General features: G+C 60.3%; 13 protein-coding genes. 6 read left to right on the top strand and 7 right to left on the bottom strand.

Annotated features, from left to right (window positions below; translation table 11 throughout):
- Positions 1–212: 212 nt before the first annotated feature.
- Both yjgA and mog read left to right on the top strand, forming a co-directional pair.
- Positions 213–863: a ribosome biogenesis factor YjgA gene (gene yjgA, locus GSQ93_RS25120; RefSeq protein WP_158938351.1), complete on the top strand. Its 651-nt coding sequence runs from the start codon at positions 213–215 to the stop codon at positions 861–863.
- Positions 847–1,467, top strand: coding sequence for a molybdopterin adenylyltransferase (gene mog, locus GSQ93_RS25115; protein ID WP_158938350.1), 621 nt, complete (start codon positions 847–849; stop codon positions 1,465–1,467). Before yjgA ends, mog begins: the two co-directional genes overlap by 17 nt.
- A 12-nt stretch (positions 1,468–1,479) precedes the next feature.
- On the opposite strand, the gene orn is transcribed toward mog, so the two are convergent.
- The gene (gene orn / locus GSQ93_RS25110; RefSeq protein WP_158938349.1) at positions 1,480–2,109 is read right to left on the bottom strand and encodes an oligoribonuclease; all 630 of its coding nucleotides are present in this window, start codon (positions 2,107–2,109) and stop codon (positions 1,480–1,482) included.
- A 138-nt stretch (positions 2,110–2,247) separates the two neighbouring features.
- On the opposite strand from orn, the gene GSQ93_RS25105 reads away from it, so the two are divergent.
- Genes GSQ93_RS25105 through GSQ93_RS25095 form a run of 3 tightly spaced genes read left to right on the top strand, consistent with a single transcriptional unit; the run spans position 2,248 to position 4,823 of the window.
- On the top strand, positions 2,248–3,516 hold the full coding sequence (locus GSQ93_RS25105; RefSeq protein WP_158938348.1) for a M48 family metallopeptidase: 1,269 nt from the start codon (positions 2,248–2,250) through the stop codon (positions 3,514–3,516).
- Positions 3,513–4,439 (top strand): ribosome small subunit-dependent GTPase A, encoded by a 927-nt coding sequence (gene rsgA, locus GSQ93_RS25100; RefSeq protein ID WP_158938347.1) that lies wholly within the window; start codon positions 3,513–3,515, stop codon positions 4,437–4,439. Before GSQ93_RS25105 ends, rsgA begins: the two co-directional genes overlap by 4 nt.
- Before the next feature lie 57 nt (positions 4,440–4,496).
- Positions 4,497–4,823, top strand: a complete 327-nt coding sequence (locus GSQ93_RS25095; RefSeq protein ID WP_158938346.1) for a DUF2007 domain-containing protein — start codon at positions 4,497–4,499, stop codon at positions 4,821–4,823.
- A 49-nt stretch (positions 4,824–4,872) separates the two neighbouring features.
- On the opposite strand, the gene GSQ93_RS25090 is transcribed toward GSQ93_RS25095, so the two are convergent.
- The 6 genes from GSQ93_RS25090 to rpsP all read right to left on the bottom strand — a co-directional run bounded on the left by GSQ93_RS25090 (position 4,873) and on the right by rpsP (position 9,169).
- Positions 4,873–5,811, bottom strand: a complete 939-nt coding sequence (locus GSQ93_RS25090) for a CobD/CbiB family protein (protein WP_158938345.1) — start codon at positions 5,809–5,811, stop codon at positions 4,873–4,875.
- A gap of 114 nt (positions 5,812–5,925) precedes the next feature.
- Positions 5,926–6,612 carry a CoA pyrophosphatase gene (locus GSQ93_RS25085; protein WP_158938355.1) on the bottom strand — a complete coding sequence of 229 codons (687 nt, stop codon included), beginning with the start codon at positions 6,610–6,612 and terminating at the stop codon, positions 5,926–5,928.
- A gap of 186 nt (positions 6,613–6,798) precedes the next feature.
- Positions 6,799–7,188: a 50S ribosomal protein L19 gene (gene rplS / locus GSQ93_RS25080; RefSeq protein ID WP_158938344.1), complete on the bottom strand. Its 390-nt coding sequence runs from the start codon at positions 7,186–7,188 to the stop codon at positions 6,799–6,801.
- A gap of 141 nt (positions 7,189–7,329) precedes the next feature.
- Entirely contained in the window at positions 7,330–8,100 is a 771-nt protein-coding gene (gene trmD, locus GSQ93_RS25075) for a tRNA (guanosine(37)-N1)-methyltransferase TrmD (RefSeq protein WP_158938343.1), read from the bottom strand.
- A 27-nt stretch (positions 8,101–8,127) separates the two neighbouring features.
- Positions 8,128–8,835 (bottom strand): ribosome maturation factor RimM, encoded by a 708-nt coding sequence (rimM, locus tag GSQ93_RS25070; RefSeq protein WP_158938342.1) that lies wholly within the window; start codon positions 8,833–8,835, stop codon positions 8,128–8,130.
- 79 nt (positions 8,836–8,914) lie between these two features.
- On the bottom strand, positions 8,915–9,169 hold the full coding sequence (rpsP, locus tag GSQ93_RS25065; RefSeq protein WP_056354515.1) for a 30S ribosomal protein S16: 255 nt from the start codon (positions 9,167–9,169) through the stop codon (positions 8,915–8,917).
- 339 nt (positions 9,170–9,508) lie between these two features.
- On the opposite strand from rpsP, the gene GSQ93_RS25060 reads away from it, so the two are divergent.
- Positions 9,509–10,600 carry a sorbosone dehydrogenase family protein gene (locus tag GSQ93_RS25060; RefSeq protein ID WP_158938341.1) on the top strand — a complete coding sequence of 364 codons (1,092 nt, stop codon included), beginning with the start codon at positions 9,509–9,511 and terminating at the stop codon, positions 10,598–10,600.
- Positions 10,601–10,678: the final 78 nt, after the last annotated feature.

Below are 10,678 nucleotides of genomic sequence, written 5' to 3'. Positions count from 1 at the left end.
TTTGGACAAAGAAATGACGTGCCGCCACGCACAGTGGCTAACAGTGATAAAGAGAAAATCCGACTCTCGCAGACCGCTAACGCCGAAAGCACCACCCCGACCGCTAACGCAGGAACCTGGCACCCCAACACTGACCCCAACCTCCCCGCCCAAACCCCACCAAACAGAACCCCGAGTGCGAACGGACACCCCTACCACGCTACAATACCGAGATGAACCGTAAAACCCGCACGCAACCGATAAACCCGGCCGAGGCCTCCGAACAGGACGGCAGCGAGCACGGCTACGACCGCCCCAGCAAATCCCAGCTCAAACGCGACATGCTCGCGCTGCAAGTACTGGGCGTCACGCTGATCGACCTGCCAAAAGACGCGCTCAAGCGCATGCCCATGCCGGAAAAGCTCGACGACGCCGTCCGCGCCGCCCGACGCATTACCGACCACGAAGGCAAACGCCGCCAACTGCAATACGTCGGCCGCGTCATGCGCTCACTGACCGACGAGGAAACGGCAGCGATTCGCACTGCGCTGGACTCATATCGCGGCGTGAATCGGGCTGAAACGGCCAAGCTGCACTGGATCGAACGCACCCGCGAAAAACTCCTCGCCGATGACGCCGCCCTCACCGATTTCATCCGCCAACACCCCGGCATCGACCCGCAAGAAGGCCGCACGCTGATCCGCAACGCCCGCAAGGAACGCGAACAGGCAAAACCGCCGCGCTACTTCCGCGAGCTGTTCCAATGGATCAAGACCGCAGCGGGCGTGGAAGACGAAGAAGACGAGAGCGCGATCGAAGACGAAGCGGAAGACGAGGGCGTCGAATTCCCCGAACGAGAAGACGACGATGGCTACAAAGCGTAACCATCCGGACGAACTGGTGATCGGCCTGGTGTCGATCAGCGACCGCGCTTCGCAGGGCGTGTACGAGGACAAGGGCATTCCATCGCTGCAAGAGTGGCTCACGAGTGCACTGAGTTCGCCCTGGCGCGCGGAAACCCGGCTGATCCAGGACGACGCGGCGGCTATCTCGGCCACATTGATCGAACTCGTCGATGAAACCGGCTGTGACCTGATCCTGACCACCGGCGGCACAGGCCCGTCGCGTCGTGACGTGACGCCGGAAGCCACGCTCGCAGTCGCCACGAAGCCCATGCCCGGTTTCGGCGAACAAATGCGCCAGATCAGCCTGAATTTCGTGCCGACAGCCATTTTGTCGCGACAAGTGGCCGTGATTCGCGAAACGGCGGATCACGCGGCGCTGATCGTTAATTTGCCCGGACAGCCGAAATCGATCCGCGAAACGCTAGAAGGTTTGCGCGACGCAGACGGCAAATCCAGGGTGCCGGGCATTTTTGCCGCGGTGCCTTATTGCATCGATCTGGTCGGCGGTCCGTATATCGAAACGCGGCCCGAGGTAGTGGCCGCGTTCAGACCGAAAACCGCGATCCGGCCGGCAAAATCCTGAGCCTTAAACTTCTTAAACCGGCGTTGTCGACGTGGTATTGCCCGCTGCCGACGGAATCAGGAAATGCTCGCGGTAGTACTTGAGTTCGTCGATAGATTCGTGAATGTCAGCGAGCGCCGTGTGCATCGCGCGCTTCTGAAAGCCCTTGTAGATAGCGGGTTGCCAGCGGCGGCACAGTTCCTTGAGCGTGCTGACGTCGAGGTTGCGATAGTGGAAGAACGTTTCCAGTTCCGGCATCCAACGGGCCATGAAACGCCGATCCTGACAGATCGAATTGCCGCACATGGGCGACTTGCCCGGCGGGACATACTGGCCCAGGAATTCGCGGATTTGCCGCGTGGCTTCCGCTTCATCCACCGTCGACGCCCGCACGCGCTCCGTCAGTCCCGACCGGCCGTGCGTGTTGCGGTTCCACTCGTCCATCTTGCCCAGCGCCGTTTCGTCCTGGTGAATCGCCAGAACCGGTCCTTCCACCAATTTATCGAGCGTCGAATTCGTCACCACCACCGCAATTTCGATAATGCGGTCGGTGTCGGGTTCAAGACCCGTCATCTCCATATCGAGCCACACGAGGTTCATGTCGCTGCGAACAAGGTCGGAGGAGCTTGGGGAAGTAGCGGTATCGAGCACGGAATCGGCCATATGAGGGCAACCTGAGAAGGGTTTGACGCCTTGCCAGGCGCGGTTTTAGATATCAGACACAGACCGCGCGCGGCGACGGCCAAGAACCTATAATTCTCGCATAATTCAATCGCGCCTATTTCAATCGGGTTTCCGCTGATGTCCAATTTCAATCTCGCCTTCTCGGTCGTGTTCGTCGTAGCGCTGGTCGGCATGGTCGGCACCAAGCTGTGGCTGGCATCGCGCCAGATCCGGCACGTCGTCGCGCATCGTAAAGATGTGCCGCCGCAGTTCCTGCAGACCATTCCGCTCGCCGCTCATCAGCGCGCCGCCGATTACACCGTCGAGCGCACGCGCCTGACCATGGTCGAGGTCGTGATCAGCGCGGCGCTGCTGATTGCGCTGACGCTGCTGGGCGGCATCCAGCAGATCGAACTGGCAGTCACTGACTGGCTCGGCCGCGGTTATGTGGGGCAAATGGCGCTGGTGGCTATCGTGGTCGCGATCACCAGCGTGGTGGATCTGCCGTTCGACTACATCCGGCACTTTGTGATCGAAGAAAAATTCGGCTTCAACCGGATGACGAAAAAACTTTTTTTCCTCGATCTGGTGAAAGGCATCGTGCTGGGCGCGGCTATCGGCTTGCCCATCCTGTTCGTGACTTTGTGGCTGATGAACCAGGCCGGCGCGTTGTGGTGGCTGTGGGCGTGGGTGCTGCTGGTCGCGTTCCAGATGCTCGTGCTGATCCTGTACCCCACGTTTATCGCGCCGCTGTTCAACAAGTTCGAACCGCTGAAAGACGAAGCGTTGCGGGCGCGCATCGAGAACCTGATGTCGCGTACGGGCTTCGCCGCGAAGGGTTTATTCGTCATGGACGGCAGCCGCCGTTCGGCGCACGGCAATGCGTATTTCACGGGTTTCGGCGCGGCGAAGCGAATCGTTTTCTTCGATACCCTGCTCGCCCGGCTCTCCGGCAGCGAGATCGAAGCGGTGCTCGCACACGAGCTCGGCCACTTCAAGCGCCGTCATGTGATCAAGCGGCTGATCGTCACGTTCGCCATCAGCCTCGCGATGCTTGCGCTGCTCGGCTGGCTGGCCCAATGCATATGGTTCTACGAAGGACTTGGCGTGCGGCCATCGCTGCTGGGTAACAACAATGGCCTCGCGCTCGTGCTCTTCATGCTGGCGTTGCCCGTCTTCATGTTCTTCGTGACGCCGCTGGGCAGCCTGAGCTCACGGAAACATGAATTCGAAGCCGATGCGTTCGCTGCAAGCCAGACCGATCCGCGCGACCTCGTCAATGCGCTGGTCAAGCTATACGAGGACAATGCGTCCACCCTCACGCCCGACCCGCTCTACTCCGCGTTTTACGCATCGCATCCGCCTGCATCGCAGCGCATCGAGCGCTTGATGCAGTTCGCCGCATGAGGCCGGGTAACGCGAAGAAAGCGACAAACGCGCGCATCGAAGGAAAGGTCATTGCCGCGCACGGGCGGCATTATCTGGTCGCCCCCGCCGACGGCAGCGCCATGCTCCAATGCTTCCCGCGCGGCAAGCGCAGCGAGATAGCGGTGGGTGACCGCGTGAGTTACGAGCAGTCATCGGCGGATCAGGGGGTGATCGTCGAGATCGGCGAGCGGCGCAACCTGCTGTATCGATCCGACCAGTTCAAGTCGAAGCTCTTCGCCGCCAACCTCGACCAGTTGATGATCGTGCTCGGCACGGAGCCGCATTTCAGCGAGGACTTGCTTGGGCGCGCGTTGATCGCCGCCGAAGCGCACGGGCTCGAGCCGTTGATCGTGCTGAACAAGATCGATATGGAAGGGCCGCTCGCAGTCGCGCGCAAGCGGCTGGCGCTGTACCGGGAGCTTGGGTACACGGTGGTGGAGTTATCGGCGAAAGCGGCGCCTGAGCGCGTGCATGAAGAACTCGATGCGCGTCTGGCCGATCGCGCCACGCTACTGCTCGGTCAATCGGGCATGGGCAAATCGACGCTGGTGAACATCCTGGTGCCGAACGCCGAAGTCGCGACGCGGGAGATATCGAAGGCGTTGAACAGCGGCCGGCATACGACCACGTTCACTCGGCTGTATCCGCTGCCGGGGGGAGGATCGCTGATCGACTCGCCAGGGTTCCAGGAGTTTGGACTGCATCACTTGTCGGAGGGACAACTGGAGCGCTCGTTCGCGGACTTCCAGCCGTTCCTCGGCAAGTGCCGCTTCTACAACTGCCGGCATCTGCATGAACCGGGCTGCGCGATTCTAGAAGCCATGGCGGAAGGCAAGATCAGGCCGGCGCGACATCAGTTGTATGCGCAACTAGTGCATGAAGCCAGCCAGATTGTTCGATGATTTCATCGACCGTCGGCAACTGCATCTAAATAGACCGCTAAAACAGATTGCGACGGGATGAAGAAACTGACGCGGGCTCCGAATCTGATTACAGCGCATCACTGGGTGAATGTGCTGGTGACGGCGGGGATAGCGTGCGAGATGCACAACCGTTATTTGAGCGGCGCGATGGGCGAGATTCCGGCGGAGCAATGCGCGCCGGAAATATGGATACTGGATGATCGCGACGAGGTATTGGCCACAGGCATCCTGGACCGCGCCCGAAGCGGCCCGGCAACCAACGCCCGGGGATGGCGCTGCCAGCAATGCGGTGAGCCACTGGAAGCGCAATTCACCGTGTGCTGGCAATGCGGGACTGAGCGGGACCCGTTGAACGACGAGTAAGGGCCCGTAGGTTGGGCTGTCGGTTGGGCTTGAGCGCGGCTTGATGCCTTCAGGCCAGCCACACCGCAATGCTGAGCATGAGCAGCAGCAGCATCCAGAGAATCACGGCACGCCAGACGAGACCCACTGCGGACTGAAGCGTCCGCGGCGTGCAATCATCGCCGACGGGCAGCGGGCTTGCATCGCCAACCGCCAACGCGTCGACGCTCAGCGGCTCCGCCAACGGCCCCGCCAGACGTGCGCCCAGCGCCCCGCTTCCGGCCGCGAGCAGAACCCCTTCGTTGGCATCGGGCCATTGCCGAGCGTGGTTGCGCCAGGCATAAATAGCGTCCTCGAAATTCCCGACAATGGCGAAGCCAAGCGCAGTCAACCGCGCCGGCACCCAGTCGATGAAAAAGAACGCCCTTTGCGCGAAGGTGGAAAACGCCGGCGTGCGTTCGTCGGTCGGCTGGACCCACGACCTCGCCAGATACTCCGCGATGCGATAAAACACCGCGCCCGCCGGTCCGATCGGAATCAAGAACCAGAAGAACACGCCAAACACGTGCCGATGCGACGCCACAACTGCATGAACCAATGTGTGCCGGACGATCTCGCTGACGGGCATATCAAGCGTATCAATTCCGGTCCATTCATTGAGAACCTCGCGAGCCCGCGGCACGTCGTCGTTGTTCAGGGCGAGATGGATATCGGTGAAATAGTGGCTGAACTGCCGGAAGCCCAACGTGAAATACACGATCACCACGTTCCACAGGAACGCCAGCGCGAAGTTGATTCGATAGAGCACGTAATAGACAAGCCCGACGGCTAACGTCCATGGCACCACGACCACGAGCCAGGCGAGCACGCCGTGCCGCTGCTTGCCGGCATCGAAGCCGCGTGCAGCGGATTCCGCATGGTACTGAAGCAACGCCGAAATGGGGTTCTGCGGCGAGAGCGCGCGCAACTGCTCAATGATGAGAGCCAGCAATACGGAGAAAAAAGTCATGCGATGCGCCGAGACATTCGAGTTTTACGAATTTCTTGTAAAGATAGCACAGCACCGTCCGCGCCAGAGGGACACATCGGCTGCATGGCTAGCCAAGGCTCTGCACGTTAGGCGTCAAGCCGCGAGGAAGCGATAGAAATTGCGTAACATACCCGCCGTTGCACCCCAGATGAAATACGGAGCCACATTCTCGGCAGGCGAAAAAGGCATCGCAAAAAAACGACGTTCGCCGTCTTCCCAACGAAACACGCGGACCTGGTGATTGGCCGGGTTCATGAGAAATGCGAGCGGGACTTCGAAGATATCGGCGACTTCGAGTGTATCGGCCTGCAGTTCGAACGGGGGATGCACGAGCGCCACGACCGGCGTGACGCGAAAACCCGTGCCTGTCAGATACTCGGGCAACTCACCAAGCACTTCCACGTGCTTCGCCGCGAGGCCCACTTCCTCCTGCGCTTCGCGAAGGGCGGTCGCAGCGGCATCAAGGTCCTCCGGCTCCCTGCGTCCGCCCGGAAAGCTGATCTGCCCCGCGTGATCCGAAAGGTGGTCCGCGCGCTGCGTGAGCAGTACGGTCAAGCCAGTCTCGCGCAAAACCAGCGCAATCAGCACCGATGCCACCCGTGGATCGCCACCCAGCGCCTTGATCCTGTCGTCGCGCGCGTCCGGGGTCCAGTCGAGTGTTTGCTTGAAGCGCGCGCGCAGTCCGGCCGGCGTCAGGAGTTCGCCGCGCACAGGCGGCAGGTCTGCGCCGGTCGATTCGATCGGCAAGATCTCAGGCTCGAGGATTCGGGGAGTCGACAGCTTGGTCGGAGACACGAGGGGCTTTTAGTTCTTAGGTAGGTCTAGGTTTGGTTCTGATTCGGGTTCTGAAAAAGCGTTGCAGTCAGGGCGCAAATAAGACTCGCATTAAGCGCAAGACACGATTTGACCACACCAAAGAAAAAAGCACCTGCGAAGGTGCTTTTTTCCGGTACAGCTCAGGTGCAGTTACTGCGCCTTGGAAGCGCTGCGGTCTTTCAACACGAGCTTTTCCTTGATCCGAGCCGACTTGCCCGAACGATCGCGCAAGTAGTACAGCTTCGCACGACGCACGTCACCGCGACGCTTCACGACAATGCTCGCCAAGATTGGCGAGTACGTCTGGAACGTACGCTCGACGCCTTCGCCCGACGAAATCTTGCGGACGATGAAATTCGAGTTCAAACCACGGTTGCGCTTCGAGATCACCACGCCTTCGTAAGCCTGGACACGCTTGCGCGTACCTTCAACTACGTTGACGCTAACGATCACCGTATCGCCGGGGGCGAATACAGGGATGGTCTTCTCGCCGAGTGCGCGCGCGATTTCTTCCTGCTCTAATTGTTCAATCAGATTCATTACTGACTCCTGGAGCCATCTTGCCGGAGTTGTTTGCCATATTAGTGGCCCCGGTAGAGGATGGGTTCACATCTGGCGCCCGCTTGAATTCACAAGCCTGGCACCACCCTTTCGTCTCGCCTCGTATTCGCCTTCGAAAGCCTACTGCGCTTTCGATCGTTCCTTGGCGAGACTTGCGAGCCATGTCTCATCGACACGGCTCAACATTTTAGCCTTGCGCGCCCGCTCGATCAGATCGGGCCGCTTTTCCTGCGTATTCTTGAGCGCCTCACGCCGGCGCCACGCCTCGATTTCCTTGTGATGGCCGCCAAGCAGCACATCCGGAACCCGCACACCGCCGTATTCTTCCGGGCGAGTGTAGTGCGGACAATCGAGCAGCACATCGACGAAACTGTCCTGCACAGCCGACTGCGAGTCATTCAGCACGCCGGGTAGCTGGCGCACGACTGCGTCCATGAGCGCCATGGCCGGCAATTCGCCGCCCGACAACACGAAGTCGCCGAGACTCACTTCTTCGTCGACCACGCGATCAATCAGGCGTTGGTCGATGGCTTCGTAACGGCCGCACAGCACGACGAGACCCGGTTCCTGAGCGAATTGCATCACGCGCTCATGGTTCAGCGTTTTGCCTTGTGGGGACATCATCACCACACGCGAAGCGCTAATGCCCTGCTCCGCCTGCGCCGCTTTCGCGGCCGAAATCGCGTCTTCCAGCGGACGTGCCAGCATGACCATGCCGGGGCCGCCGCCGTACGGACGATCATCGATGGTTCGATAATTGTCCGTGGTGAAATCGCGAGGATTCCACGTGCGCAGACCAAACCGCTCCTGCTTCACTGCCCGACTCGTAATACCCCAATCGGTCAGCGCGCGAAACATCTCGGGAAAGAGCGTCACGACGTCAAACTGCATCGCTCTCTCCTTGCAGTGATCTATGGATCAATAGTCAGCGTCCCAGTCGACAACAATCCTGCGCGCCGCCAGATCCACTGTTTTGACATATACCCCGACGAACGGAATGAGCCGTTCGCCAGTTGCAAGCGAACCGTCCTTGCCCGTAGTCGGAAATTCCACGCGCATAATGGAATGCGCGCCGTTGTCGATCATGCTCGCGACCTGGCCTAAAGCCACGTCCGCGTCATTCACGACATCGAGGCCGATCAGATCGACCCAGTAGAATTCGTCATTACCAGTCAGCTTCGGGAAGTCGCTGCGCAACACATGGATACTGTGACCACGCAACGCGTACGCCGTCTCGCGGTCATCGCTGCCCGCAAAGTGCGCAACGACTGTGTCGCTATGCACTTTGGACTGCAGGCACCGGACCACCTTGCGCTCGTTTCCCTTGACCAGCCACCAACGCTTTGCCGCGAGCATTGCGTCGCCGCCATGACCCGCATGAGCGTGCGGCGCAATCTTGACCCAGCCCTTCAGTCCGTAAGCGTCGACGATCGCGCCCACTTCAATGGCGTCATCGGGCAAACTTTCTACGGGTTCGATCGATCCTGCGCCATCTGAAGCGTCGAGAGCCACGCGACGCGCTGCCGGTTTACGGACAAACGCGCCAAACGTGGCCTCGTTTTGCTCAGGCTTTTCGCCACGCGCGGCTGTCAAACCTGGGTCTGAAGCAGAATCACGCGATGACATGAGCCAACCTCCCGCGAACCTCGGCAGCAAGAATCGATCGGATCACGTGTACCCGAACGATCGACTGCAGCAAGCGCACTTAAGCAGCCGGCTGAGCTTGTTGCGATTGCTTGACCAGACGAGCAACCGTCGGCGACATTTGCGCGCCGTTGTCTTGCCAGTACGTCAGGCGATCTTGAGCGATACGCAATGCTTCGCCTTTGGTCGCGACCGGGTTGTAAAACCCCACGCGCTCAATGAAGCGGCCATCACGGCGGCTACGCGAATCAGTTGCAACGATGTTGTAAAACGGGCGCTTCTTGGAGCCGCCACGAGCCAAGCGGATGATAACCATGCTGAAATCCTTGAAAACCGGGGTTCGGAACTACCAAAACACGCGATTATAGCGGCAAAACGGAGCCTTAACAAACACTTGCGTCGATTAATCAAGATGGAACGTCGCCTGCGGCCTGTCATTCGGCCGGCCGTCGCCCGCCCTGACGCGGCGCAAAGCAGGTTTTTCGAGACTTCGCGGTGCAGCGTGAAGTGTCATTTTGGGGAGACAGGTTTGAACTCGCTCATGACTTTTATCGGTGAAGGTTTCTTTGGTGGCGACTCGTGGCGAGCTAGCGGTGTCGCGCGCCATGTCGCCCGAACCCTGGCGTGCTCCGCCCTTTCAGCTGCGAATGTACTGATGAATTTTTTGATCGTGGCGGCAGGCGCGTTCATCACCGGCAGCGCCCATGCGGCGCTGCCGGTGGACGAGATCAAGCTCCCGCCGGGCTTCAGCATCGCTGTTCTCTCCGATGACGTCCCGAGCGCCCGCGCCATGGTTTTATCGCCTAAAGGGGTACTTTACGCCGGGAGCCTCGACGGCCATGTCTACGCGCTCGAGTTAAAAGACGGACGCGTGACAGCGAAACACGTGATCGCGTCAGGTCTGGAGGAACCCGCTGGCGTTACGTTCCGCAACGGCGCGCTCTACGTCTCCGCGATCTCCCGCATCCTGCGCTTCGACGACATAGACAATCACCTCGATGCACCGCCCAAGCCGGTAGTGATCACTGACAAACTGCCTTCCGACCGGCATCACGGCTGGAAATTCATCGCGTTCGGCCCGGATGGCAAGCTATATGTGCCAACCGGCGCGCCGTGCAACATTTGCAATCCGGATCGCAAACGGTACGCGCTGATTGCCCGAATGAACCCGGACGGCACCGACTACGAAGTGTTTGCGAATGGCGTGCGCAACACGGTGGGTTTCGACTGGGATCCGCGGACGAAAGAACTTTGGTTCACTGACAACGGCCGCGACATGCTCGGCGACGATATCCCCGACGACAAACTCAATCACGCGCCGAAGGCCGGCATGGACTTCGGCTTCCCCTACTGCCACGGCGGCGACGTAGCGGACCCTGAATTCGGCGCCGGCCATCCGTGCTCCGCGTTCACGCCGCCCGTGGTCAAATTGGGCGCGCACGTGGCGTCGCTCGGCATGCGCTTCTATACAGGCACGATGTTCCCGGCCGACTATAAGAACAACGTATTCATCGCGGAACACGGGTCTTGGAACCGCAGCACGAAGGTGGGGTATCGCGTAGTCAGGATCGTGGTGGGCGCGAATGGCGAGAAACCGCGCATGGAGCCGTTCGCCCAAGGCTGGCTTCGTCAAAAAGAACAAGTCTGGGGCCGTCCCGCCGATGTCCTGCCCATGCCCGACGGCTCGCTTCTCGTCAGCGACGACTATGCGGGTGCAATCTACCGGATCACGTACGCGCAACCTTGACGCTGCCGTGATCTGGCTGCGACATCGCCGCGAGCCCGTCGCCGGGCACTGTGAGCCCTTTAGCCGCGTGAGCGCCCG

Origin of the sequence: Burkholderia sp. S171 (genome assembly GCF_009766085.1) — a bacterium.
Lineage (GTDB): Bacteria > Pseudomonadota > Gammaproteobacteria > Burkholderiales > Burkholderiaceae > Caballeronia.
The sequence above is the reverse complement of the archived record's forward strand: the minus strand, read 5'-3'. Positions and strand labels throughout refer to the sequence as shown.

Coding starts and splice junctions, on each gene's coding strand:
- yjgA (WP_158938351.1), top strand. CDS start 213: ATGAACCGTAAAACCCGCACGCAACCGATAAACCCGGCCGAGGCCTCC.
- mog (WP_158938350.1), top strand. CDS start 847: ATGGCTACAAAGCGTAACCATCCGGACGAACTGGTGATCGGCCTGGTG.
- orn (WP_158938349.1), bottom strand. CDS start 2,109: ATGGCCGATTCCGTGCTCGATACCGCTACTTCCCCAAGCTCCTCCGAC.
- GSQ93_RS25105 (WP_158938348.1), top strand. CDS start 2,248: ATGTCCAATTTCAATCTCGCCTTCTCGGTCGTGTTCGTCGTAGCGCTG.
- rsgA (WP_158938347.1), top strand. CDS start 3,513: ATGAGGCCGGGTAACGCGAAGAAAGCGACAAACGCGCGCATCGAAGGA.
- GSQ93_RS25095 (WP_158938346.1), top strand. CDS start 4,497: ATGAAGAAACTGACGCGGGCTCCGAATCTGATTACAGCGCATCACTGG.
- GSQ93_RS25090 (WP_158938345.1), bottom strand. CDS start 5,811: ATGACTTTTTTCTCCGTATTGCTGGCTCTCATCATTGAGCAGTTGCGC.
- rplS (WP_158938344.1), bottom strand. CDS start 7,188: ATGAATCTGATTGAACAATTAGAGCAGGAAGAAATCGCGCGCGCACTC.
- trmD (WP_158938343.1), bottom strand. CDS start 8,100: ATGCAGTTTGACGTCGTGACGCTCTTTCCCGAGATGTTTCGCGCGCTG.
- rimM (WP_158938342.1), bottom strand. CDS start 8,835: ATGTCATCGCGTGATTCTGCTTCAGACCCAGGTTTGACAGCCGCGCGT.
- rpsP (WP_056354515.1), bottom strand. CDS start 9,169: ATGGTTATCATCCGCTTGGCTCGTGGCGGCTCCAAGAAGCGCCCGTTT.
- GSQ93_RS25060 (WP_158938341.1), top strand. CDS start 9,509: ATGAATTTTTTGATCGTGGCGGCAGGCGCGTTCATCACCGGCAGCGCC.